Annotated in this window: 21 protein-coding genes, 1 other RNA gene and 1 pseudogene; 1 reads left to right on the forward strand and 22 read right to left on the reverse strand. The window is 40.3% G+C overall.

Features of this window, described 5'->3' with window-relative positions; all coding sequences use genetic code 11:
* Positions 1–22 precede the first annotated feature (22 nt).
* The 17 genes and pseudogenes from BMW61_RS01465 to BMW61_RS01540 form a co-directional block, all read right to left on the reverse strand.
* Positions 23–1,105 carry a class II aldolase/adducin family protein gene (locus tag BMW61_RS01465; RefSeq protein WP_049946027.1) on the reverse strand — a complete coding sequence of 361 codons (1,083 nt, stop codon included), beginning with the start codon at positions 1,103–1,105 and terminating at the stop codon, positions 23–25.
* Between the two features lie 20 nt (positions 1,106–1,125).
* Positions 1,126–2,397, reverse strand: a complete 1,272-nt coding sequence (locus BMW61_RS01470) for a glutamate-5-semialdehyde dehydrogenase (protein ID WP_091819482.1) — start codon at positions 2,395–2,397, stop codon at positions 1,126–1,128.
* A complete protein-coding gene (locus BMW61_RS22890; RefSeq protein ID WP_442857291.1) occupies positions 2,394–3,011 on the reverse strand; it encodes a 5-formyltetrahydrofolate cyclo-ligase in 618 nt (205 codons plus the stop codon). Before BMW61_RS22890 ends, BMW61_RS01470 begins: the two co-directional genes overlap by 4 nt.
* Positions 2,997–4,673, reverse strand: a pseudogene (locus BMW61_RS01475) (NAD(P)/FAD-dependent oxidoreductase); the annotation flags it as partial. The pseudogene BMW61_RS01475 and the gene BMW61_RS22890, both read right to left, overlap by 15 nt.
* Positions 4,670–5,902, reverse strand: a complete 1,233-nt coding sequence (locus BMW61_RS01480; protein ID WP_139176160.1) for an aminoacetone oxidase family FAD-binding enzyme — start codon at positions 5,900–5,902, stop codon at positions 4,670–4,672. The pseudogene BMW61_RS01475 and the gene BMW61_RS01480, both read right to left, overlap by 4 nt.
* 5 nt (positions 5,903–5,907) lie before the next feature.
* Entirely contained in the window at positions 5,908–7,530 is a 1,623-nt protein-coding gene (locus tag BMW61_RS01485; RefSeq protein ID WP_091819485.1) for an MATE family efflux transporter, read from the reverse strand.
* A 19-nt stretch (positions 7,531–7,549) separates the two neighbouring features.
* A complete protein-coding gene (gene ybeY, locus BMW61_RS01490) occupies positions 7,550–8,053 on the reverse strand; it encodes an rRNA maturation RNase YbeY (protein WP_026497464.1) in 504 nt (167 codons plus the stop codon).
* Positions 8,037–9,320, reverse strand: coding sequence for a hypothetical protein (locus tag BMW61_RS01495; protein WP_091819486.1), 1,284 nt, complete (start codon positions 9,318–9,320; stop codon positions 8,037–8,039). The genes ybeY and BMW61_RS01495 overlap by 17 nt, the downstream gene beginning before the upstream one ends.
* Positions 9,321–9,323: 3 nt before the next feature.
* A complete protein-coding gene (locus tag BMW61_RS01500; RefSeq protein ID WP_091819487.1) occupies positions 9,324–10,352 on the reverse strand; it encodes a PhoH family protein in 1,029 nt (342 codons plus the stop codon).
* Positions 10,349–10,828 carry a 23S rRNA (pseudouridine(1915)-N(3))-methyltransferase RlmH gene (gene rlmH, locus BMW61_RS01505; RefSeq protein WP_091819636.1) on the reverse strand — a complete coding sequence of 160 codons (480 nt, stop codon included), beginning with the start codon at positions 10,826–10,828 and terminating at the stop codon, positions 10,349–10,351. Before rlmH ends, BMW61_RS01500 begins: the two co-directional genes overlap by 4 nt.
* Positions 10,828–11,316 carry a hypothetical protein gene (locus BMW61_RS01510; RefSeq protein ID WP_091819488.1) on the reverse strand — a complete coding sequence of 163 codons (489 nt, stop codon included), beginning with the start codon at positions 11,314–11,316 and terminating at the stop codon, positions 10,828–10,830. Before BMW61_RS01510 ends, rlmH begins: the two co-directional genes overlap by 1 nt.
* 59 nt (positions 11,317–11,375) lie before the next feature.
* Positions 11,376–12,764, reverse strand: coding sequence for an NADPH-dependent glutamate synthase (gltA, locus tag BMW61_RS01515; protein ID WP_022760051.1), 1,389 nt, complete (start codon positions 12,762–12,764; stop codon positions 11,376–11,378).
* 27 nt (positions 12,765–12,791) lie between these two features.
* Positions 12,792–13,667 carry a sulfide/dihydroorotate dehydrogenase-like FAD/NAD-binding protein gene (locus BMW61_RS01520; RefSeq protein ID WP_026497459.1) on the reverse strand — a complete coding sequence of 292 codons (876 nt, stop codon included), beginning with the start codon at positions 13,665–13,667 and terminating at the stop codon, positions 12,792–12,794.
* Positions 13,668–13,799: 132 nt separating this feature from the next.
* The gene (locus BMW61_RS01525; RefSeq protein WP_022760053.1) at positions 13,800–15,263 is read right to left on the reverse strand and encodes a chitobiase/beta-hexosaminidase C-terminal domain-containing protein; all 1,464 of its coding nucleotides are present in this window, start codon (positions 15,261–15,263) and stop codon (positions 13,800–13,802) included.
* A 4-nt stretch (positions 15,264–15,267) separates the two neighbouring features.
* The gene (folD, locus tag BMW61_RS01530; RefSeq protein ID WP_026497457.1) at positions 15,268–16,125 is read right to left on the reverse strand and encodes a bifunctional methylenetetrahydrofolate dehydrogenase/methenyltetrahydrofolate cyclohydrolase FolD; all 858 of its coding nucleotides are present in this window, start codon (positions 16,123–16,125) and stop codon (positions 15,268–15,270) included.
* A 30-nt stretch (positions 16,126–16,155) separates the two neighbouring features.
* Positions 16,156–17,832: a formate--tetrahydrofolate ligase gene (locus BMW61_RS01535; RefSeq protein ID WP_022760055.1), complete on the reverse strand. Its 1,677-nt coding sequence runs from the start codon at positions 17,830–17,832 to the stop codon at positions 16,156–16,158.
* A gap of 43 nt (positions 17,833–17,875) precedes the next feature.
* Positions 17,876–20,692, reverse strand: coding sequence for an FtsK/SpoIIIE family DNA translocase (locus tag BMW61_RS01540; protein WP_091819489.1), 2,817 nt, complete (start codon positions 20,690–20,692; stop codon positions 17,876–17,878).
* A 149-nt stretch (positions 20,693–20,841) separates the two neighbouring features.
* On the opposite strand from BMW61_RS01540, the gene BMW61_RS01545 reads away from it, so the two are divergent.
* Complete coding sequence (locus BMW61_RS01545; protein WP_022760057.1) at positions 20,842–21,420, forward strand: hypothetical protein; 579 nt, start codon at positions 20,842–20,844, stop codon at positions 21,418–21,420.
* A gap of 86 nt (positions 21,421–21,506) precedes the next feature.
* Here BMW61_RS01545 and BMW61_RS01550 read toward each other — a convergent pair whose 3' ends face one another.
* The 5 genes from BMW61_RS01550 to smpB all read right to left on the reverse strand — a co-directional run bounded on the left by BMW61_RS01550 (position 21,507) and on the right by smpB (position 24,744).
* Positions 21,507–22,064, reverse strand: coding sequence for a GNAT family N-acetyltransferase (locus tag BMW61_RS01550; protein ID WP_175475065.1), 558 nt, complete (start codon positions 22,062–22,064; stop codon positions 21,507–21,509).
* Between the two features lie 2 nt (positions 22,065–22,066).
* Positions 22,067–22,879, reverse strand: a complete 813-nt coding sequence (gene proB / locus BMW61_RS01555) for a glutamate 5-kinase (RefSeq protein WP_026497454.1) — start codon at positions 22,877–22,879, stop codon at positions 22,067–22,069.
* 15 nt (positions 22,880–22,894) lie between these two features.
* Positions 22,895–23,710, reverse strand: a complete 816-nt coding sequence (locus BMW61_RS01560) for a hypothetical protein (protein WP_091819491.1) — start codon at positions 23,708–23,710, stop codon at positions 22,895–22,897.
* Between the two features lie 164 nt (positions 23,711–23,874).
* Positions 23,875–24,223, reverse strand: a transfer-messenger RNA (tmRNA) gene (gene ssrA / locus BMW61_RS01565).
* Between the two features lie 56 nt (positions 24,224–24,279).
* Positions 24,280–24,744 (reverse strand): SsrA-binding protein SmpB, encoded by a 465-nt coding sequence (gene smpB, locus BMW61_RS01570; protein WP_022760061.1) that lies wholly within the window; start codon positions 24,742–24,744, stop codon positions 24,280–24,282.
* Between the last annotated feature and the right edge of the window lie 51 nt (positions 24,745–24,795).

The following is a 24,795-nucleotide window of genomic DNA, read 5'->3' on the forward strand; positions in this document are numbered from 1 at the left end:
TTGTATATAAATATAATACATGCTATTTTACTGAATTTGCAAGGATACTATAATTCTTGATATAGTTTCTGTTCATCTTTTTACAGTCGAATAAAGATATAAATCTTCCCTCTCCGAATCTTGTTGCACTGATATGAGCAAGGCATCCTTTATCAAGCACAAGAGCCGCAGATTTCGCGTTTTCTTCGGTATCTCCGAGACAATAAGCTCCGTCATTATATGCAAAAACGGCATTAATATTTTTCTTAACCACAAGGGGGGCTCCCTCTGCAGTCGGAATTCGGACACTTATTCCAATTATCTGAGCGAAGTCATCAAGAAGCGGTCTCATGTGATTTACTCTTCTTGATATTGTCATAACAGCTTCGGACTTGTTATGGAAAACGTAGTGTACATCAGGCCTTTTGGAATATATTGTCTGATGAATCAGTTTAACTCTCTCAGGAGTATCATTCCTTAGGTAAACTATTTTACCATCTTCCAGTTTACTGCTGAATCCTTCAATTATTTCATTGGGAATCTCAGTTTTACATATACTGTATATATATTTTTTTGATGCCATTTCAAGCTTTATTGCTTCATTGACAGCGTCTCTGGCGTTATGTCCGAAACATACGGCGCCATGATTAGCCATTATAATGCTTCTGGTTTCATTATTTTTGATTGCTGCATCCTTAACGTTATCCGCCAGAGTTTTAGTTCCGGGAAGTGCATATTCGGCAACAGGAAAAACAATTTTACGTTCCTTATGTTCTGCCTTAAGCCTCTTTTTCCCAAGAGCCCCGACACAGGTTGCATATACCTGATGCGTATGAACAATAAATTCCGCATCATTCCTTGAACTGTATATTGCAGTATGTACCAGATACTCACTTGAGGGTTTGTATTCTCCTTCATAAGAACCATCCTCAATTGAAACAACAGGAAGCATCTGAGGTTCCAAATCTTCATATCTTATGCCGCTTGGCGTTATAAGATAATGTTTATCATCAATCCTTGCGCTTATATTTCCCCAGGTTCTTACAATAAGTCCCTGTTCAAGTAGAGAAAGCGACACATCGATTATTTCTTCTCTCAATCTCTGAATTTCTTCTTTCGTCTTCATCCTGCTTTTTCTTTCTGCTTTTATTCTCTGATCTGGCCATCACCTGTAATGGCATATTTGTAGGAGGTAAGTTCCTTAAGTCCCATAGGCCCTCTGGCATGGAGCTTTTGCGTGCTTATTCCGATTTCGGCGCCAAAGCCAAACTGAAATCCGTCGGTAAACCTTGTTGAAGCATTTACATACACACAAGCTGCATCAACACCGTTCAAAAACAACTCGGCGCTTTCCTTATCTTCAGTAATTATGCTCTCGGAATGACCTGTATTATATTTATTGATATGCTCTATGGCTTCCTTGGTACTCTTAACAGTTTTTACAGATAAAATATAATCAAGATACTCAGTGGCAAAATCTTCCTCAGTAGCTTTTTTAGCTCCGGGCAAAAGCTGAATCGAAGCATCATCAGCTCTGAGTTCAACATTATGCTCCTGCATAGCGGCATTCAGCCTCGGCAGCAGGTCATTCTTAATATCCTCGTGAACCACAAGTGATTCGGCCGCATTACAAACACCTATTCTCTGGGTTTTAGCATTTATTATTATCGGAATAGCTTTATCAATATCTGCTGTTTTATCAATGTATATATGACAGTTACCGCTGCCGGTTTCTATCACAGGAATCTTGCTGTTCTCACACACCATCTTTATCAGGCCTGCGCTTCCTCTCGGAATAACAACATCAATATACTCTCTAAGAGAAAGCATTTCACCCACCGCGGTCCTATCAGTAAAAGGAATAAGCTGTATAAAATCGGGATTATATCCTTTTGCTTCAATAGCCTTCCTGATGATGTCGGTAATTACCATATTGGAGTTTATCGCATCAGATCCCCCCTTTAAAATAACAGCATTTCCTGCTTTAAAGGTAAGACTGAATGCATCAGCGGTTACATTTGGTCTTGACTCGTATATTATGCCGATAACACCGAGCGGAACACTTACTTTTTTAATCTTCAGTCCATTCTCAAGTTCCCAGCTGTCTATAACATTACCGATAGGATCGGGAAGCTCGGCTACCTGCCTGATTCCCTCAGCCATATCCTCTATTCTGCTTTCGGTAAGGCGAAGTCTGTCAAGGAGCCCCTGATGCATTCCTTTCTCCTCACCGTTTTTTATATCAATACCGTTCGCCTTAAGAATATCTTCGGTGCTGTCTGTCAAAGCTTTTGCTACGCTTAAGAGCACCTCGTTTTTTTCGCTCTCCGTGAGATTTTGAAGCTCAAATTTCGCACTATGAGCCTTTTGTCCCATTGTCTTTATAGTCTCGCTAATGTTATCTTTTTGGATACTCATATACTTATCTTCTCCTTATCGGTGATTATCATTGATGTCTTGAAATCGAAACTACCCATATATTCTGTAAGATCATCAGATACAAGCTGAAAATTATATCCAATTGCTATAGGTTTCATAGTATCATCACTGATCTCATTTTTAAAGCGCATTATATATCTGTCGTAGAATCCGCCTCCGTAGCCTATTCTGTTTCCTTTTCTGTCAAATAATAATCCCGGCAGAATAATGAGTGTCTTGCCTTCATGTCCTTTATACAAAACGGAATCATTGTTTATCTGAGGCTCGTTTATTCCAAATTTCCCGGGTATTAAATCACTAAGAGCTTCTATTCTCACAAATTCCATAGCTCTGCCTTTAGTATCTGTTATCACGGGGCAGAAAACATTTTTATTATCACTTAAAGCATTGCATATTATATTATGAGTATCAGCTTCATTACCCATACTGCAATAAACCAGAATGTTATTCGCATCTGTATACTCTTTTGAATCTATTAGTTTCTCGAATATGTTGCTATCTAGCACAGCTTTTTCTTTTTCAGAAAGCAAATTACGCTTATCGGACATCTGCTTTCTAAGTTCTGCCTTTGGGCATCTGTAATGAATTGCAATCTGCTCTGCAACTCTTATTCCATCCATAGCAGCAGACGTTATTCCGCCGGCATAGCCTGCACCTTCTCCGCAAGGATAAAGCCCTTTGATTCCCAGTGCTTCAAGATTATCATCCCTATTAATTCTGACAGGAGAAGAAGTCCTTGATTCAACACCTGACAAAATAGCATCATCGGAGTCAAATCCTTTTATCATTCTTCCAAACTGTTCCATACCTTCAGTAATGGAAAGATTTATATTATGCGGCAATATTTCATGTACCGGTGCAAATTTCCACAATCCTTTTATTCTTGGCTGGTTTCTTTCGGATTCATGTCTATTGTTTACATCATTATCTAAAACCGCATTCTTGAAATCATCAAAATACTCTGCCGGAACCTTTCCCTCTCCGATACAAAATGCCTTCTCTTCAAGTCTTCTTTGAAATTCCATACCGGATAGGACATCACTGCCTCCAAAGTCCTTCGGTTCCACAGTTACTACTATTGCGCTGTTAGCATTATCTCCGTCGCGCCCGGAATAACTCATACCATTAACGCAAAGTCTGTTTTCTTCCGATGAGGCGTTGACCACATACCCCCCGGGACACATGCAAAATGAGTACACACCTCTTCCATCCGAGCTTCTGGCTGTGACTTTATAAGGAGCGGGAGGTAATGACTCCGGTTTTTCTATCCCATACTGAGATTTATTGATCAAAGTCTGCGGATGTTCAACTCTAAGGCCAACCGCAAAGGCCTTTGGCTCCATATTTATGCCTGTTTCTTTTAGTTCCTCAAATGTGTCTCTTGCACTATGACCGATTGCAAGAACGACAATATCAGATCTAAACTCTTTACCGTTATCACACTTAACACCTTTTATTTTCCCATCAGAAATCACAAGCTTTGTGACCTGTGTTTCAAAGTAAAATGTGCCTCCAAGCGCTATTATTTCATTTCTGATATTTTTTATGACTTTTCTTAAAACATCCGTACCAATATGCGGTTTGGATTCGAAAAGAATATCTTCCTTCGCACCGAATTCATGAAAGACAGAAAGGCATTCAAGTGCAAGGCCCTTCTTATCCTTGACCATAGTATTTAGCTTACCGTCTGAAAAAGTACCGGCACCACCCTCTCCAAACTGCACATTGCCTTTTGGCAGCAGCTTGCCACCGTTCCAAAAGTTTTCAACAGCTTCATGCCTTTTATCAATATCCATGCCCCTCTCTAATACGATTGGGCAATACCCTGCATTTGCAAGTTCATAAGCACAAAAAAGACCGGCGGGCCCGGATCCGATAATAATCGGTCTTGTGACACCTCCGCTGTACTCTCTTTTGCTTTCCTCATCTTCTTTTCTGTTTACTGGGAACTTATATTTCTTTGAAGAAACAACAGCTGCAGTTTTGCATCTGGATTTTTTTATCACCTCATCTTCGGAAGGCGCTTTTGAAGAGAGTCTCAAATCCACTACATAAACATCGTAGATTTCCGCTTTTTTTCTGGCATCTATTGAATGCTTGCGTATTATTATCTCGGAAATGTTTGAAGGATTGATTTTTAAAAGCTTAGCTGCTTTATTTTTGAGATTGTTTTTTATCGCATCATAAGGTTCGCTACCTTTTAGGTAAGCTTCGAAGCCATTATTTCTTATTTTTACCGAATTTAATCGTATCATAAGGAGCCTGCAGCCTCCCCTGCAATATATCCGCTGGTCCATGCCCACTGAAGATTATAACCACCGCATCTGCCATCGACATCGCATAACTCGCCGACAACATAGACTCCCGGACACCTTTTTGACGAAAGAGTGTCAGAGAGATCGCCTAAACTTATACCACCACGGGTTACCTGAGCTTTTTTATAGTCACCGATACCTGTAATATTGATTCTTATATCCCTATATTTATATAAAATGCATGCCAGCATCGACTCGCCTACGTTTTTAACTTTCATGCCCCTGCTAATTTTCATTCTGCGAAGTACCATTTCATTAATATGAGAATTGCAAAAGCCATCCAGAAGATCGCCAACCTTTCTTTCCTTCGAAAGGCACATCATCCTATCTACAAGAGCGTCAAATTCGCCATCACTGTATCCGGGAAAGAAATCAATTGAACAGGTAACAGGTCTTCCCTTTGAAAGATGTTCTGCAACTGTCCCAGATGCCTGCATAACAGGAATTCCGGAAATACCTTTTGAGGTTATCTGAACCTCACCGTACTCTTTCGCTATCTCCCCGTCGCCAATCATAAATGTCACACGGGCAAGTGCTCTCACACCACTTTCCGTGGGAAGTGTCTCATCCTCAGAAAGAAGAGAAACCAGTGCCGGAAACGTATCTTTCTTTGTCATTCCTAGCTGTTCACATATATAGTAGCCATCTCCGGTTGAACCTGTTGACTTCGGACCTGCCAGACCTCCTGTTGAAAGAATTACACTGTCGGCTCCATATTCACCCTTGTCGGTTTTTACAGTAAAAGTACCATCCTCATTTTTGATAATGCGCTTTACCTGCTCATTATACGTGAAATCTACGCCAAGCCTTACACATTCATTTAAAAGTACAGAAACAACAGAGCCGGCTTGCCCTGATATGGGATAAAGATATCCATCTTCTCCTACTATGACCAGGCCAAGAGAAGAAAAAAACTCAGTTACTCTGTCAACGCCAAACTGCTTAAGCCATTTCTTCATTCTTGTCCTTGAGTTGACATTATAATCATCCGGGGACACCTTGAGATTGGCAAGATTACAGCGACCATTTCCGGTCATGGAAAGTTTCTTCCCACAAACATCTGTTTTTTCTATAATTCTCACTACGGCGCCTTTTCTTGCAGCAGCAATTGCAGCGCACATACCTGAGGCACCGCCTCCCGCAATTACAACTTGATTTCTTGATGACACTTTTTTTAATTCCTTTCTCCGTTCACCATATCCGAAACAAGAGCAAAATAATCTCCCAGAGGCATTCTCTCTACCTCATAACGATTCACGCTTCTTAAAACAATGAGCAGAAGCATATATATCACAAATGCGACAACAACACATATGAATAATGTCAGTATTTCTCCAATAATATTTACCAGAATACGGTCTATCAAAAGTGCAATAAGTCCTGAGCCAACAGCTGCAATGAGCGGCATAAGAATATTTCTTACCATTTGCAGATTAACATCAAACATAACCTTGATTTCCAAAAGCCCAAGAATTCCCTGAACAACAAACATTGCAGCAAAAGCTGCTATTGATGCATGAATTCCAAAGCCTCCTATATAGGACATTGCCAGAAGAACTGCAAAATGGATGATTACACCGATTATTAAATTCATAGCCATCACAAACTTATTTTTCAACTGTTTCAACAAAAAGGATTGAAATACAATGATTGCCGCAGGAATCACTACCGGAATTGCAAGTATTACCATATCAACTCCCGCATCATTACTTTTCCCGAAAACAACAGTATTAAAAGTATTAGCCAGAAGCATAATCCAAATAACTACAGGGAAAATAAGCATTGCTTCAAAATGAACAAGACTCTGCAGTCTGACTCTTGCAGACTTATAATCCTTTTTCATAATGCTGACATGAACACCGTACCAGGATTTTACAAACGGAAGGGCTGTAATGAATACAAAAAATACCACAACCGCAACACATTGACCGATATAAATTCCCCAGTTATCAATATTATCTTCCATGGGATGAAGCTTATGTGCAACATTCAAGTATACACACTCATCAGCAAGAACCAGCAAGCCTGTGGCTGCTGCTATTATGCAATTAGTAATGAGATCATTTACGCACTCGTTCTTATGGTTATCATTCACCGGTATACTATCCTGCGTCTTCTCATTAAGGTCTTTCTTTTTGATAAGAAACATTATAGTCACAAAAAGAAAACTTATCAGTGAGCTGATAGCAATACCAAGGCAGGCACCAATAGCACCATATGCAGGTGCAATATCATCTATATGCATAAGTGCATCTACTTTTTTACCATAGTCAAATACCGCATTTGACAAAACAAAGGTTGAAACAACCGTAATACATGTAAGAATGGCATCTGAAATGATAGAAACGATAGCAAAACCGGATCCGCTTAAATATCCTCTTAAAACACCCTGAATGCTCAGGAACAAAAATACGGGCGAAACCAAAAGAAGTACATAAAAACTCCTCGGTGAGTGAAATACCGGATTAGCCAGAACTATTGAAATTCCAGCGCTGAAAAGAGTACAGAAAAGACCAACGCCAAAGCTTATAAACATAAGTTGCCTTACATTTTTCCTTGCTGATAGCATCTGGCTTCTGTGCAATCTGTTTTTAACCATCTCCCGTGTGGTGTTTTCAAAAGCACAAATAAAAACAAGATAAGCTACCATAAATAAAGAAATTGGAGCAGCAAGAAAGCCTACCCCGTCAGCTCCGGCCATATCAAAAAATGCCACCAAGAGAGCCATAATAGCCAATATAAAAATCATTCCGGACGAAAGAACAACGTCCGGTCTTATCCTAAACTTTTTACTCATACCTCTCACCCGTTTCCGCTTAGTCTCTGGTAATTCCCAGTGACTGCAAAACATTTTCCTGTTTTTCTTCCATCACTTTGGCTTCATCCTCTTCCATGTGGTCATATCCACAAAGATGAAGCATGGAATGTGCCACAAGAAAGGCAAATTCTCTAAGCTCACTATGCCCGAATTCCTCAGCTTGCTGCCTTACACGGTTTTCATTTATAACTATGTCCCCAAAAACTATGAGGCCGCTCTCAGGATCCGTAACATCTATCTTTTGTTCACCCATTGCTGCCGAAAAATCTCCCGGATTTTCGTAGCTTATATTGGGGAATGAAAGCACATCTGTTGGAGAATCGATTTCGCGAAATTCTGAATTGATCTGCCTTATACCTTCATCATCCGTTATCAGAAGGCTAAGCTGAACATCAAACGGACATCCTTCACTCTTAAGGACTTCTCCCGCAACCTTCTTTGCAGTCTCTTCAATATCAAAAGAAAACTTCGCATCAACTTCATTATCAACGAAGAAAATCATAATATAGTTTCTCCTTTTTCATAAGCTTTTTCATGCGTTCAATTTCATAAAGAGAAATATCATAATTATACAGATCTTTATTTTCTATCTTATGAAGGAAAATCTTATCTATAAGTTCATCGTAATTGATCTTTGTATTCTTATCCTTTTCAAAAAGGTACGTAATAGAAGCAATCAGCGTCTCACACATAAAAATGATAGCCGCTTCCTTTGAGCGGTGTTTTGACTTATCATTTTCAATATATTCTTTAAGATACTGCACAGCCTCATCAGGAAAGTTATTCTCAATATAAAAATGCTTAACCTCGTCCCATGTTTTTGAGTCGTCAATAACACCGATCTTATAATAATAAGACATAGTCTTTACAGCTCTGGCATTCAGTCCAAGATCCATGGCTATTCTCTCAGAAAGGTATGCAATATGAATTGCCCTAAAATAGGCTGCCTTATCCTTCTCTTTGAGCCTGACTAAAAGCGGAAATTCCGTGTCATTAATGTCCATGTATCTGTCATTACTTTTTCTTATGACATAAACCCCGAAGATATTCAAAAGAATAAGTATCAAAATTATTGTCACAACGATATTAACAATCGGAACAATAAGCATAGTAGGGGTAAGTGTCCTATTCTGAAAAAGTATGTCATACGCTACAATAAGTGAAAACAGCAGCGCCATGGAAATGAAAACCGGAAAACCGATTTTTGTCGTTTCATTAAGATCACGTAAGAGGACAAGTACAACTGCTCCGGCAACAAAATAGATAAAGAATTCCGAATAACTCCCCTCTTTTTCAAGAAGAACCGAGAACATTACAAGCATTGAGCCTGAGAACAGACCAATCTCATTTGTGGAAAAAAGACCAAGCAAAAGGAAAATAAAAACATAGGGCCAAACCTCTGCAGTAATAAGCGGAAGTGCCATAGAAATTATCAGCCCAACATAATATGAAAATACATATCTGTTTCGTTTTTGACCGTTGTCGTATGCAAAAAGTCCACGAACACTGGCATCATTTATCATGTATAGCAAAACACCGCCACATAGAAAACCCGTAAAAGTATTCCTTATAACAACCTCAATGCTTAATTTGTAAAGAATTGAAAATCCTAAAAGCATAAGTCCTGTTACAAAAAATATTGATCCAAAGAAAAATCTTATAGGTCCCTCCCCCTTATCAAAAATTGATGTCAAAACAGGGTTATCACCTCTTACCTGATTATTTTCCGTCTGCTTACCGTTTTCTGCTACTCCGTTTACATGTGTCATGATTTAATGTCTTTCCCGCCTCTTAATTGCACGTTTTTTTTCTTCGTTGGTTTTGGATTTTTCAAAATCCTCATATGCCTTAACTATCTGCTGAACCAGTGGATGACGTACAACATCCCTGCTGGTCAGATTGCAAAATGCTATATCATCTATTTTCTTTAACACAGCTGATGCAATATCCAAACCGGACTTTGTATCAGCCGGAAGATCCTTCTGCGTCGAATCTCCTGTGATAATGACTTTTGAGCCAAACCCGATTCTTGTCAGGAACATCTTCATTTGAGCAGGCGTTGTGTTCTGCGCCTCATCAAGAATTATAAATGAATTATCGAGAGTTCTTCCCCTCATATATGCAAGAGGAGCAACCTCAATAAGACCTTTTTCCATATTTTTGACAAAATTGTCTGCACCCATTATCTGATACAATGCATCATAAAGAGGCCTCAGATATGGATCAACCTTACTTTGAAGATCCCCCGGCAAAAATCCGAGCTTTTCTCCTGCTTCAATAGCCGGCCTTGTAAGAATGATTCTCTCAACTTCTCCTTTTTGAAAAGCTGTTATTGCCATCGCCATACCAAGATATGTTTTACCGGTTCCGGCCGGTCCCAACCCGAAAACTATCATGTTGTTTCTAATGGCATCTACATATTTCTTCTGCCCGAGTGTCTTGGGTTTAATTGGCTTACCATTAATTGTATGGCAGATAACATCTCCATCAATCTGAGTCAGAACATGCCCTTTTGCCTGGATTTCATCTTCCGTCGGTTCATTACTAATCTGAATGGCATAATTTATGCTCTGTTCCTCAATCTCAGACCCTGTTTCGGAGAGATCTGCCAGTTCAGCAATAATATCTGCAGCCTTTTTTACGGCTTCGCCTGTACCAATAATATGAAGTTCCCCGCCTCTGTCTATTATTTCAACCTTAAGGTTGTCCTCAATCTTGCGGATATACTTATCATGCTGCCCGAATATACTTTGCATCTGTTCTATTCCAAGATGCATAGTCTTCTCAGTAATATTACTCATTTATGATATGGTTCTCCATTAATTATTCTATGTGCGCGATATATCTGCTCAAGCAGTATCACGCGCATCATCTGATGAGGAAAAGTCATATCCGAAAAGCTTATTTTTCTTTCGCATGCTTTTAATACCTCATCAGAAAGTCCTAAAGACCCACCGATGATAAACTGTAGCTTGCTCACACCTCTTGTACATTCATCCTGAATGGTATCCGCAAAGGATGTGGAGGAGAATCGTTTTCCGTCAATAGCAAGGGCAAACTTAAGAGCCTTCTGATCTATATGCTTTAAAAGACGTTCTCCTTCTTTTTCCTTTATCTGCTGTTCCAATGCAGACGGAGCATTATCCGGAGTCTTCTCATCCTGAACTTCAATAATATTTAGCTTACAGTATCTTGTGAGTCTTTTGGAATATTCCGAAATAGCTTCATTCCAATATTTCTCTTTAATCTTTCCGACACAGAGAATATCAATAGCTATCAATTTTCATCTCCGTAAAGTTTGTCATAGTAATTGTCAATAAAAGAATCTACGAGTTCCTCACTGACATTTACATATTTTTTCATTATTTCCTTCTTAATAAACTCCGAACGTTTAAAGAACAGGCTCTCCTTATCGGTAAGCTGTTCATATTCTTCGTCATCATCATACATATGTGTATCTATGTAATCAGAAGTCAGTTCTGCCTCGCTCCAGGCCTTTATCTTCTCAAGAACGGTGTCTTCCTCAGCCGCTTTTCCTTTGAAAATCTTATAGCTTCTGACTGCAAGAATACCCATAACAAAAAACAGCACAAAAAGTGCACCCATGACTCCGCAGGTAAGGTATTTATTAAACATAGGCATATCCAATGGATTTTTTACAAGAAAAAACACATCTGCGATAAGTCCTATTGCACCAACGGTAATGAGCATTATTCCTGATGACTGATTATCTTCTGCTTTTTGAGCACTGCTCTGATATACCATATACATCCCTCATCCGGCGTAAACGCCGCCTTCCCCCAGAGGGGGGGAAGGTTTTTTTGTTATTTTGAAAGATACTCGTCAATTCCCTTGGCTGCAGCCTTACCTGCACCCATTGCAAGTATAACAGTTGCTGCACCGGTAACTGCGTCACCGCCTGCGAATACACCCTCTTTAGATGTCTTTCCGCTCTCTTCATCAGCAACAATGCATTTTCTTCTGTTGATTTCAAGTCCTTCTGTAGTGCTTGAAATAAGAGGATTGGGGCTTGTACCAAGTGACATGATTACAGCATCACACTCAATCTCAAATTCAGAGCCCTTAACTTCCACCGGACTTCTTCTGCCGCTCTCATCAGGCTCACCAAGCTCCATTCTAATACACTTGCAGCCCTTAACCCATCCATCCTCGTTCTCAAGGATCTCAACAGGGTTGCAGAGAAGATCAAAAATGATACCCTCCTGCTTAGCGTGCTCAACTTCTTCCTTTCTTGCAGGAAGTTCTTCCTCGCCTCTTCTGTAAACGATATGAACCTCTGCACCAAGACGAAGTGCTGTACGTGCAGCGTCCATAGCAACGTTACCACCGCCGACAACAACACACTTTTTAGGCTTCATGATAGGAGTGGTACTATCCTCTGAGAAAGCCTTCATAAGATTACTTCTTGTGAGGAATTCGTTTGCAGAGAATACACCTAGAGCCTGCTCACCGGGAATATTCATAAATCTTGGAAGACCTGCACCGGATCCAACAAATACAGCCTCGAAGCCTTCATCCTTCATTAATGAATCTATCGTTACAGATTTTCCGATAACAACGTCTTTCTCAATCTTAACGCCGAGAGACTCAACGTTCTCAATTTCTTTCTTAACGACCGCATCCTTGGGAAGACGGAATTCCGGAATACCGTAAACAAGTACTCCGCCAGCTTCGTGAAGCGCTTCAAAAATAGTTACATCGTAACCGATTCTCGCAAGATCACCTGCACAGGTAAGACCTGCAGGGCCGGAACCGATAACCGCAACTTTCTTTCCTTTCTTCTCCTTAGCGCCTTCGGGCTTGATACCCTTTTCTCTTGCAGTATCAGCAACAAATCTCTCAAGCTTACCGATGGAAACTGCATCGCCTTTAACACCGCGAACACACTTTCCTTCACACTGGCTCTCCTGAGGGCATACACGACCGCATACAGCGGGAAGTGCACTTGACTCACTGATAGTCTGATATGCTGTAGCAACATCTCCGGCCTTAAGCTCCTGGATGAACTTAGGTATATTAATAGAAACCGGGCATCCCTTTACACACTGAGGATTGGGGCAATTAAGGCATCTCTCAGCCTCAGCGATTGCTTCCTCTTCATTGTATCCCAAACAAACTTCTTCAAAATTGGTAGCGCGAACCTTAGGATCCTGCTCGCGTACCGGAACTCTTGTCCAAACGTCTTGTGCCATCTTTATCTCCATTCCTTAAACGAATCCTTATTCACAGTGTCCACAGCCGCCATGATGAGAATTACCTTCCTGCTCCTTAAGTGCAAGTCGGCCTTCCTCTGTCTGATACAGTCTCATGCGCTTCATAGCCTGGTCGAAATCAACTTCATGTCCGTCGAATTCAGGACCATCAACACAGGCAAACTTTACCTGACCGCCAACAGTAAGACGGCAAGCACCGCACATTCCTGTTCCGTCGACCATAATTGTATTCATGCTGACAATTGTAGGGATGCCAAGCTCTTTTGTAAGCTTGCATACGAACTTCATCATGATCATAGGTCCGATAGCAACGCAGTGATCATAGCGTTTTCCTTCATCGTAGAGATCCTGAAGGCACTTTGTAACCATACCTTCTCTTCCGTAGGAACCGTCATCTGTTGTGACGTAGAGATTACATACAGTCTTAAATCTCTCTTCAAGAATTACAAGATCCTTGTTTTTAGCACCAATAATTACGTCGCAATCTATACCATGCTCTTTGAGCCATTTAGCCTGCGGATAAACGGGCGCTGTACCAACACCACCGGCAATAAATACGATTTTCTTTTTCTTCAGCTCTTCAATGCTTTCACTACAAAGATCGGACGCATTACCCAAAGGTCCTACTACATCTGCAAGCTGATCACCTGCCTTTTTACGGCAAATTTTTCTTGATTCGGCACCAAGTGCCTGTACTACAAGTTCAACAGTTCCTTTCTCTCTGTCATAATCACAGATAGTAAGCGGGATACGCTCACCGTCTTCTTCTGCACGAACAATAAGAAATTGTCCGGGCAAGCATGTGCCGGCCACGCGGGGAGCTTCTACGATAAGCTGGTGAATATTCGTAGCTAGCTCATTAGCCTCTAAAACTTTAAACATCGCTCTCCTCCTGAATAATAAATAGTTGCAATATTGTAACAATGATAATGGATGCCCAGTCTAATTTCAAGACTTTAAACTGCTAAAGCATCAAATTATTTAACTTAATACAAAAATCCGTAAACAGCTGTCTTATCTATTGGAAATTGTGATTAGAGTGTATTTTCCACTTGAATCATACCCAAGTCTGTTTACTTTTCCGTCATGAGTATTTACCGCATAAAGAAGACCGGTTTCATTTGTATGTCCATCATTATAGACATGGGTCTCTACAAACTTGTAATACTCACCGGATCCTGTTATTTCAATTTCTCCGTCGTAGACATAATCGTAATAACCTTCTTCACCTCTTACTTTTCCGGCGGAATCAAGCAAAATATCAAGCTTTACAAGAATCGAAATTATACTCTGTTTCGCCTGATCAACAGAAACCATGGTTGTATAAGTTAAATGATAGTTTTTCTCAACAATTTCACTCATCTTACCTTCATCATCTATCGTGATAAATTTGAATGTAGATGATCCTATAGGCATGGAAATAGGTGTAAAATACTCTGTTGAATTTTCTGTAGGATCTGATCCGTCTGACGTATATAATATCCGACATCCCGGGTCGCAAACAGCAACAATCATCGTTGCCTGCGAATAATCACCGCTATCCTCCATAATCACGGGCTCAGCAGGTCCAATACTTTCAAGATGAAAAAAGCTCTTTACCACATCACTTTTTATTCCATATTTATTTATGAAAACAGCACGGATATGGTAATCGCCTTCCTCTTCAAGAATTAACTCATCGTCATAATGAATACTCTTCTCATCAGGATCATCGCCATTAACAGTATAATAGATATCGCCCTCTGCAGTATCTGTTATTCTGACATTTACGGCTTCATCAAAATCACCGCCATCGGGTGAAATGACCGGTGTTACCGGAATATATTCGGAATACTCATTTTTTATTCCGGCATTCTTTGTGTTGTTTACCACTTCAACAATGGAATCATAATCCTGCTGTTCTTCATAATATCCTATAAGCTGCTTAGTTGCTGATTCCACAGTTTCGTCATCGAAAATACTACTGTCCGTCAGTGCTTTCAAAGTAACAATCGAATCCTCAATAAGACCTGCTTCTTTTTCATATCCATACTTTTGAAACATCAGCTCGGATTTTTTTATACTATATTCAGCATCATCTTCCGAAAGGCTTTCTATTGCCTTGTCAATTGTAATAATCGCATCTGACAATTTCCCTTCAACATAATAAGTCTCAGCCTGTTCTTCATAGCTAAGTGAAGTATTTTTGCCGCCGAACGAAAACAGGATAATAATGATAAAGCCTACTATTATACCTATTCCGGTAATTGCAGGTATCACATAAGGCTTTAGTTCAGTCTTATTTGCAATCATACCCGGAATCTTCTTTGTATAAAAAATGCTTTCATCCTTTAGATCATCAGCCACACCGGAAAGCGATTCATTTATTTTGTTTTCAATTTCCGGGTCAAACTCCGGTACGAAGTTAATCTCTTTGCCGCAAATTCCACAATAAAGATTCCCTTCCGGAATTTTATTCCCACAATTTGGACATTTCATAAATTCAGTCACCGGCCTTACGTAATGCTGATTCAAGACAATTGTTCATAAGCATGGCAATAGTCATAGGTCCGACTCCACCCGGAACCGGAGTTATTGCGCTGCATTTATCTGCAACATTTTCATAATCAACATCACCGCAAAGCTTTCCTGTCTCAGTATTTCTGTTTATTCCGACATCAATAACTACAGCACCTTCTTTTATATAGTCCTCAGTTATCATTTTCGCTTTGCCAACGGCTGCTATCAAAATATCCGCGCGTTTGCAGACTTCCTTAAGATCCTTTGTCCTTGAATGTGCAATTGTAACAGTTGCGTTTTCTCTGAGCATCAAAAGAGCCATTGGCTTACCTACAATGTTACTTCTTCCTACTATTACGCATTCCTTACCGCTTATTTCCACACCGGATCTTTTAAGCAGCTGGATAATTCCGGCTGGAGTACATGATACAAAACCGGGTTCTCCGATACATAGCGCACCCACATTCATTGGATGAAAACCATCCACATCCTTAAGGGGAGATATTGCATCAATGACAGTTTTCTCATCAATATGCTTAGGTACCGGCATCTGAACCAAAATTCCATGTACGGAATCATCTTTATTCAGCTTATCAATAAGCTCTAATAATTCTTCCTGTGTTGTCTCATAAGGAAGTTCATAGGATAAAGATTTAAAACCCACATACTCACATGCTTTTTTCTTATTTCTAACATAAACCTGTGAAGCAGGATCTTCTCCCACCAGGATAACGGCAAGACACACTTCTGTATTTTTTTCTTCACGAAGCTTTTTTGTCTTCTCTTTTACCTCATCCTTAACCTGTGCAGATATTACTTTTCCATCGATGATATTCATTATTCCGGTCTCTCCTTAAATTAATGTGTATTATCAAAACAGTCCTACAATATTTCCTTTTTCATCAACATCAATTCCAAAGGCTGCAGGCTTTTTGGGAAGTCCGGGCATAGTCATGATGTTTCCTGTAAGAGCAACAATAAATCCTGCACCTGCAGAAACATATACATCTCTTACATTAATTTCAAAGCCTTGCGGTCTTCCGAGCAGTGAAGGATCATCGGATAACGAATACTGCGTCTTCGCCATGCAGACAGGAAGCTTACCGTAACCCATATCCACAATCTTCTGAAGCTGTTTCTTTGCAGCCGGTGCATAAATAACGCCATCTGCTCCGTAAATCTTTTTAGCTACAGTTTCAATCTTCTCTTCCGGCGAAAGATCATCAGTATAGATAGGAGCATAATTTGAAGGCTTATTCTCAAGTGTATTTATTACAGCCTTTGCAAGAGCTTCGCCGCCTTTACCGCCATGTTCCCAAACTTCTGAAATTGCGAAATCACAATTTTTACTCTCACAGAAATCCTTTACAATTGAAATCTCAGCATCAGTATCAGTAAGGAAACCGTTAAGGGTTACTACAACCGGAACCCCATACTGCTGAAGATTTTCTATGTGCTTTTCAAGGTTAACCATGCCCTTCTTAAGAGCATCTGTATTTTCTTCTGAAAGCTTGTCCTTGGGAATTCCTCCGTTATATTTAAGTGCTCTTATAGTCGCAACAAGAACTATGGCATCAGGTTTTAAGCCATGCATTCTGCACTTGATATCAAGAAACTTTTCAGCACCAAGATCTGCACCAAAACCGGCTTCCGTTATTGTGATATCTGACATATGAAGAGCTGCCTCCGTAGCCCTTATTGAATTGCAGCCATGTGCTATATTTGCAAAAGGACCGCCATGAACAATTGTCGGTGTGTGTTCAAGCGTCTGCACGAGATTAGGCTTCATTGCATCCTTTAAAAGCGCAGCCATGGCACCAACTGCATTGAGATCGCCGGCAGTAACCGGATCCCCGTTATAATTATATGCAACAACAATTCTTGAAAGACGATCCTTGAGATCCTGCATATCTCTGGCAAGACAAAGGATTGCCATAACCTCTGTAGCTACTGTAATAACAAAATGGTCTTCTCTGACAACCCCATCCATTTTGTTTCCAAGTCCTACCACTATATTTCTGAGGACTCTGTCATTCATATCCTCACATCTCTTAAATATTATCTGCCTGGTATCTATCTGTAGTTCGTTACCCTGTTGAATATGATTATCCAGTAGTGCTGCAAGAAGGTTATTGGCAGAAGTAATCGCATGAAAATCACCGGTGAAATGAAGGTTCATGTCATCCATAGGCACAACCTGCGCATATCCGCCGCCGGTAGCACCTCCCTTAATACCAAAACACGGGCCAAGTGAAGGCTCTCTAAGTGCTATAACTGTTTTCTTGCCGAGTCTGGAAAGCGCATCTCCGAGCCCAACGCTGGTTGTAGTTTTACCTTCACCGGCAGGAGTCGGATTAATTGCAGTAACAAGAACAAGTTTACCTGTCTTGTTCTTCTTTATTTTCTGAAGATATTCTTCCGAAAGTTTAGCCTTATACTTTCCGTAAAGCTCGAGATCGTCCTCAGAAATACCGATATTTTCGGCAACCTTTTTTATTGGCCACATCTCAGCTTCTCTTGCAATTTCGATATCTGATTTTACTGCCATTCTCTTTTTCCTCCTCAATAAAACCTCGTCAGATGATTACTTTTTATGATGCATTATTTATCATCTCATCAAAAGCTTCTTTTGTCATAAGAATTTTCCTGGGTTTCGTTCCTTCTTCAGGTCCGACAACCCCGGCATCACTCAGTTGGTCCATAATTCTTGCAGCCCTGTTAAAGCCTATCTTATATAATCTCTGCAACATACCGATGGAAGCCTTTTCCTTCTCAATAATAGCCGCACCTGCCTGTGCAAATAAAGGATCCAGATCCGAAGCCGTATCAGCAGAATCCGAAGTCGTAGACTGCTGGCTTGATTTCGTGCTTACTTCCATACTTGAAATCTCTTCCGAAACATTTTGTCCATAACCTGTTTCGACACCCTGTGTTTTAACAAAATCCGTTACCGACTGCACTTCGTCATCGGATACAAAACATCCCTGAACTCTTGCAGGCTTATTGTAGCCTCTCGGGAAGAATAGCATGTCGCCCTTTCCGATAAGCTTTTCAGCTCCATAGCTGTCAAGAATTGTCCTTGAATCCACGCCGCTTGAAACCGCAAAAGCAATCCTGCTTGGAATATTTGCTTTAATCAAGCCTGTAATAACGTCAACCGAAGGTCTTTGCGTAGCAATTATCAGATAAATTCCGGCTGCTCTTGCAAGCTGAGTCAGTCTGACAATCGAATCCTCAACTTCGTTTTTAAACTGCATCATAAGGTCCGCAAGCTCATCTACGATAACGACGATTTCAGGCATCTTCTGCATCTCGGGATCATGCGATTGCTCGCATAAAGCATTGTAACCCTTAAGATCTCTTACCTTTGCATTGGCAAATTTCTTGTATCTTGTTGTCATCTCGGCAACTGCCCAGTTCAATGCAGCAGCAGCCTTCTTGGGATCTGTAACTACCGGTATTAACAAATGCGGTATCCCATTATAAACTGATAATTCGACTATTTTAGGATCTATCATTATGAGTCTTACATCTTCAGGTGAAGCCTTGTAGATGATACTCATAATAATTGTATTTATACATACCGATTTACCCGAACCTGTTGCTCCGGCTATAAGCAGATGTGGCATCTTGGCAATATCAGTTATCACAAGTTTACCGGCGATGTCCTTACCTATAGCAACGGAAAGCTTGGACTTTGACTTCTGAAAATCTTCGCTCTCAATAAGATCTCGCAGTGCAACTGTAGAATTCTCTTTATTAGGAACCTCAATACCTACCGCTGATTTTCCCGGTATCGGCGCCTCAATTCTAATGTCCGTTGCCGCAAGATGCATTTTTATGTCATCCGCAAGGTCAACAATCTTTCTTACTTTAACTCCTGCCTCCGGCTGAAGTTCATATCTTGTAACCGAAGGTCCTTGACTGATATCCGTTACAGTCGCATTAACATGGAACATTTCAAGTGTCTCCTGAAGTGTTCTGGCTGTATCCTTCAAGTGTTTTGCCGAGTCACCTCTTCCTTTAACACCTTTTTTCAGGAGATTAAACGGAGGGTATTCATATTCCATAACAGGCCTTTTTGTAATAGTCTGTTCCTGTCTCTTCTCAGCAGCCTCTCTGTTTTTGGAGCTCGTAATATAGTCAGTACTGTGAACAGCATATTCACCGTTATAGTCAGGGGCAAGATTCTCTGCGTGAATCGGTATGTCAGTAAAGTCATTCTTTTCTTCCTCGGCTTTAAGACGAGCCACGGGCTTTTGATTTTTTACAGCCATAAGGGCACTTCTTGCCGCGCTGTCATCCTCTTCATCAGAATAAGCATCATCCGGAGCAGAAAAATCATCACCTATACTGATAATCCTGTGTTCCTTTTCGGGCTCGCGCGTCTTTACAGCCTTCATGACATATTGTCCGTCCGGCTGAGGTTCGGTAGAAATTGAAGGATTAAACTTTATCTCATGTATATCATCATGAACCTCTTCGTCGGGAATAAATGTCTGATGTTCAGGCTCATCATCATTGTCAAAATCTATTCCATGTATCCTGAATTCCTGTTCCTTTGAAGGCTCTTCCTCGAAATAGTCCTCATCTCCATCGTCTGCAGAGATGGTTGTGTCCATGCTGACACCCGAAACCTTCCTGTCCATCCTGAGAATTTTGGCATCCTCTTTCTGTTCAAGCAGGAGCTGTCTTTCCTCTTCGATGCGGTTTTTCTCTTCCTCTCTATATTTTGCGCGCTCATCCAGGCGTTCTCTGTAAAACTCAGCTTCCTGTCTGGTTCTTTCGATCACATGCCTGCCGCCTTTTTTCACCTTGCCAAGCATAGATTTCTGTGTAAACAGTGAAATCCCGGTAAAGCCTGCCACCATCATTACAATAAGCGTACCCGCAAGAGACAGGTTGTGATAAACAGCATAAGTGATGCTTCCTGCTATCATTCCGCCGCCATTACGAGCGTTTTTGGCGCCGTCAAATATGTCTGCGGCATTGTATGATGTCATACTTTGAACTCTGCCTGTAATAAGTTCAAAAAGCATTGAAATTACAATAAGAACCAAAAGTCCCGATAATATTTTCCTTATCGCAGCAGGGCTTGCTCCGTTGGATAAAAGCAGAGCTCCGGAGGCAAAAAATACTAAGGGCATAATATATGCAGCGATACCGAAAATACCAAACATAATATCACTTAAAGTATTACCGATAGACCCGCATATCTTAAAATTGCATAAAAATAAAAAGACCGCCAGCGCTGCAAAAGCAATTAATAAAATCTCACTCTTTACAGCATAGTCCAGGGTATCCTCCTCATACCTTGCGGAAGGTCTCCTTTCATTGGTTGCCGATCTTTTTCTGGTGTTATTTGTTCTGCTCGCACCCGAGCGTTTTCTTGAATTACTTGTAGCCATACTCACCCATTACTTTTTTCAAAAACTCATCCCAATATGCGTTTTCATAGAAGGCGCATACCACGAAATAGTATACCATTTTTGAAGCCTTTGTGCTATACTTAACACGCTTAGTTAACGCTTTTCTATTTTTGGAGGAAATTGATTATATGGAATTTAAACAGGAACTTGAAACCGGACTGCTTAAACAGATCGGCAACAACGAATCAGAGCTTAAAATCAGAGAAGTTGCTTCCAAATGTCGCCTTTTGAAGACAGAGAATGGCCTTAAGGTAGAACTTTCATATACCGGTCCTAACGCCAGCAAATATCTTCAGTATGTGGAGAAACATCGCGAGGAGCTTACAAACTATCTTCTTCACCCCGATGATGCTGATCTTTTCGAATGGATGGAGGCAAGTCATCAGACAAGTCTTACTCTCAGAAAGCATGAGAAGGAAAAACTTATACTTTATGTAAATTTTGATCCCGAGACCATGGTCATCAAGACAGGTATTGCCGATGAGAACGTAACTATGAAGCTTGGAACTCCGCTTATGAAGGCCAATATCAGTAATATGACCAGAAACGAATTCAAGCTTGCCATTTATGATATGCTTCTTCTTGCTGATGAGATTTCAATAGCAATGGATAATTCGGAACTTAAGAAGATGGCTAACATCGAGATGGTTAAAGTTTATCTCTCCGAGATTTACGACAAATACCATGAAGGTACCCCGGAATTTTAATTTCTGATAATACGACCGGTGATAATTATATTGTCACCGGTCTGTTTTTGTATTAATTCAATTTCTACTATCTCTTTCGGTTCCTACTATTTAGCACGAATAAAATATTCTTCTGCGGAAATTCTCATCATGGTTTCATTGTAATATTCACTTAGCATAGAATTATACAGGTGTTCATTTCTATGATGATATTTTAAACCGCAGCGTTCTATAACATTTCTGGATTTTTCATTTCCGTCAAAAAATCCGCACCAGATGGAATTCAGCCCTATCTCAGTAAAACTATATCTCACCAGCTCCGAAAGCGCCTCTGTGGCATATCCGTATCCCCAGTAATCCTTCCCGAGCCAATAACCGATTTCAGCTTCATCGTCTCTCATGATTCCACGATTTTCGCAGCTTCCAATCCGTACTCCTATACTTCCGATCGGAGTATTTTCATCATCCTTCAGAGCAATCGCATACTCACCGTCATCTGACAATACAGCTCTTATAATTGCTTTGGAATACTCGGCATCTTTATGCGGAAGCCATCCGGCTCCTCTCCCAATCTCAGGATTTTTTGCAAGTCTGTATAAAATATCAGCGTCTTTCTCCTTCCACTTCCGAAGGATCAGACGCTCTGTTTTAATAACATCAACCAAAATCAGTTATTCTCCTTTGCAACAAACAAAGTACCTACATGCTTTTTGTTGATAATGTCATACAAATTATCCGTATTGCTTCCATTTGTAATAAGTACATCAACACCTCTGGCTGTAGCAAACTCAGCTGCCTGAAGTTTTGTCACCATACCTCCTGTGCCTCTGTTGGAGCCACTGCCATCAGCAAGATCATACATAGTTTCATCGATCGTCTCAACCCGACTGATAAGTTTTGCATCAGGATACTTTGAAGGATTTTTATCATAAAATCCATCGATATCAGATAAAATAATAAGCTTACATGCGCCGCAGAAAGCTGCCACAAGAGCTGACAGCATATCATTATCCGAAAAAAGCTTCTGATCAGATTCAATTTCTGCATGGCTGACAGAGTCATTTTCATTAACAATCGGTATAATATGGTTCTCAAGAAGTGCGTCAAATGTATTCTTGAGGTTCTCTCTTCTCACCGGATCTTCGATATCATCATTATCAAGAAGAATCTGTCCGCAAAGGCGTCCGTATTCTCCAAAAAGTTTGTCATAAAGATGCATCAGTTCACTCTGACCTACCGCAGCAGCAGCCTGTTTAAGCCGCAGATCCTTGGGTTTTTGTTTAAGACGCATCTTGCCTGCTCCGACTGCAATAGCGCCGGAGCTGACAAGCACAAGATCATATCCAAGATTTTCAATTCCTGAGAGCGCCCTGCATAAAAGATCAATCTGATGAATATTAATGCCGCCATTTTCATTGGTGATAGTCGAAGTTCCTACCTTGACTACTATGCGCTCTTTTCTGATTTTTTTCGGACTCATTACATATATCCTTTATTAATTATCTGAATCTACAATTTTGTTAAGATAGTAATCAACGCAGCCTGTTGTGTTGTTCTTCGTGTATCTGTAGTTTACACGAATAATAGTTGTAGCATACATACTACTCTCGAGAATATCTCTATCCTCTGAAACCTGTTTCTCGCCGCTGAGCTTAATTGTCTTATTGTTAGCACTGGTAGTCCAGTAAAGTGTAGGATGTACCTCTTTGTTTTCGTTTGTTACATTCTTATATCTTCCAACCTGAACAGATTCAAGCGTATAACCTTTTCCCATTTGTACAGCAAACTTACCTTTACTGAGCTCAGTTACATAATTAACTGTACCAAGGCCATATTTTGTTGAAAGATCCTGACCTGCAAAAGTAGCTCTTGCAACCGGTGTTGTAGCATTTATGAAAATTGAATATTCCTGATCATCAACCTTGAATTTAAATTTGTAACGCTTAGCTGTCTTTGTAAAGAATGAAAATCTGTAAGTTACTGAATCGGTCTTATCCTCGTACTCTCTGTAAGTAAGCTTATATCTAAGTTTGCTTGAGCACTTGATATTCTTTATCTTTGCATCCTCATCATTAATTGTTACGGAAAGAACATTCTTAGCATACACGCCAGGTGTAATTGTAACCATGCTGTTTCCTGTTGCCTTATAAACAAGAACACCTCTTTTACTGAGAACCTGTGTTGTCTCATTTACATCAACCTTTGTAGCCGCGTTTACGGTAACTGCAGTTGTCGGTACAGCGCTGATAATAAATGCTGCGGCAAGCGCAGATACGATAAACTTCTTTAAATATTTTACCCCTTTTATCATACTAACCTCCTTTTTATGCCTACATATTTTGTGCATAAAAACATTCTAAACACAAGAACATGTAAATTGCAAGAAAAATCAGACATTGGGCAAGAATTTATAATATCTTTCAATGAAAAAAATCGGCTCAATAGTTATTTACAAACTATTAAACCGATTTGTGTGAATGGATTAGGCGGGAGTCGAACCCGCGTCCAAAAATCCGTCCCCTGTCCTTCTACTGTCATAGCCGGCTATTGTGGCAAAGCCATTTCCCTCTCATAACCGGAAGTCAGCGCCCTAATATGAGAAGTAGCCCCTGATACGACCATAGCTACGGAGCACTCACCATGTCGTTTCCTGCAAAGTTGACGTCAGTTACTGAATGTGCAGGTGCACTCAGGCTGACGCGCCGCATTTAGGCAGCGATTGCTAAATTATCTTCAGCGTTTATATTTAAGTTTGAGGATTAACGCACCATCCTGCGGACAGCTTCTCCAGCTTCAGAATCCCTGTCGAAACCTTTACTAACCCTTGCTTGCCTGATAAGTATATACTGATTATCGTCCAAAATCAACTAAACTTATAGTTTATCTCAGACTCACCTTGTAATCTCTCATTGCCTCTCTCTGCTGATCTCTCTTAGCGGTTGATTCTCTCTTATCATAGAGCTTTTTACCTTTAGCGAGACCAATCTGAACCTTGACCTTACCATGCTTAAAATATACCTCAAGAGGAACAAGCGTATAGCCTTGTGCCTGTGAAGCCTGATCAAGTTTTCTTATTTCAGCCTTATGAAGGAGAAGCTTACGAACGCGAAGCGGATCCTTGTTAAAAATATTCCCTTTTTCATAAGGGCTTATGTTCATACCGCAAATATATGCTTCGCCCTTATCTATACTAACCCAGGCTTCCTTTATACTGCATTTCCCCTGCCTTAAGGACTTAACCTCAGTACCTGCAAGAGAAATACCTGCTTCATATTTTTCCTCAATGAAGTAATCGTGAAATGCTTTTTTGTTATTTGCAATTAATTTTATGCTTTCGTCAGCCATGACGATCATACCTCAATTCTTTGTAGTCTTAATATATTATGCCATATTATA

Source organism: Butyrivibrio sp. ob235 (genome assembly GCF_900109475.1).
Taxonomy (GTDB): Bacteria; Bacillota; Clostridia; order Lachnospirales; family Lachnospiraceae; genus Butyrivibrio.

What these genes read in the sequence shown, in the direction of transcription:
- BMW61_RS01465 (WP_049946027.1), bottom strand. Translation starts at nt 1,105, where the DNA reads ATGAAGACGAAAGAAGAAATTCAGAGATTGAGAGAAGAAATAATCGAT.
- BMW61_RS01470 (WP_091819482.1), bottom strand. Translation starts at nt 2,397, where the DNA reads ATGAGTATCCAAAAAGATAACATTAGCGAGACTATAAAGACAATGGGA.
- BMW61_RS01485 (WP_091819485.1), bottom strand. Translation starts at nt 7,530, where the DNA reads ATGAGTAAAAAGTTTAGGATAAGACCGGACGTTGTTCTTTCGTCCGGA.
- ybeY (WP_026497464.1), bottom strand. Translation starts at nt 8,053, where the DNA reads ATGATTTTCTTCGTTGATAATGAAGTTGATGCGAAGTTTTCTTTTGAT.
- BMW61_RS01495 (WP_091819486.1), bottom strand. Translation starts at nt 9,320, where the DNA reads ATGACACATGTAAACGGAGTAGCAGAAAACGGTAAGCAGACGGAAAAT.
- BMW61_RS01500 (WP_091819487.1), bottom strand. Translation starts at nt 10,352, where the DNA reads ATGAGTAATATTACTGAGAAGACTATGCATCTTGGAATAGAACAGATG.
- BMW61_RS01510 (WP_091819488.1), bottom strand. Translation starts at nt 11,316, where the DNA reads ATGGTATATCAGAGCAGTGCTCAAAAAGCAGAAGATAATCAGTCATCA.
- gltA (WP_022760051.1), bottom strand. Translation starts at nt 12,764, where the DNA reads ATGGCACAAGACGTTTGGACAAGAGTTCCGGTACGCGAGCAGGATCCT.
- BMW61_RS01520 (WP_026497459.1), bottom strand. Translation starts at nt 13,667, where the DNA reads ATGTTTAAAGTTTTAGAGGCTAATGAGCTAGCTACGAATATTCACCAG.
- BMW61_RS01525 (WP_022760053.1), bottom strand. Translation starts at nt 15,263, where the DNA reads ATGAAATGTCCAAATTGTGGGAATAAAATTCCGGAAGGGAATCTTTAT.
- BMW61_RS01535 (WP_022760055.1), bottom strand. Translation starts at nt 17,832, where the DNA reads ATGGCAGTAAAATCAGATATCGAAATTGCAAGAGAAGCTGAGATGTGG.
- BMW61_RS01540 (WP_091819489.1), bottom strand. Translation starts at nt 20,692, where the DNA reads ATGGCTACAAGTAATTCAAGAAAACGCTCGGGTGCGAGCAGAACAAAT.
- BMW61_RS01545 (WP_022760057.1), top strand. Translation starts at nt 20,842, where the DNA reads ATGGAATTTAAACAGGAACTTGAAACCGGACTGCTTAAACAGATCGGC.
- proB (WP_026497454.1), bottom strand. Translation starts at nt 22,879, where the DNA reads ATGAGTCCGAAAAAAATCAGAAAAGAGCGCATAGTAGTCAAGGTAGGA.
- BMW61_RS01560 (WP_091819491.1), bottom strand. Translation starts at nt 23,710, where the DNA reads ATGATAAAAGGGGTAAAATATTTAAAGAAGTTTATCGTATCTGCGCTT.
- smpB (WP_022760061.1), bottom strand. Translation starts at nt 24,744, where the DNA reads ATGGCTGACGAAAGCATAAAATTAATTGCAAATAACAAAAAAGCATTT.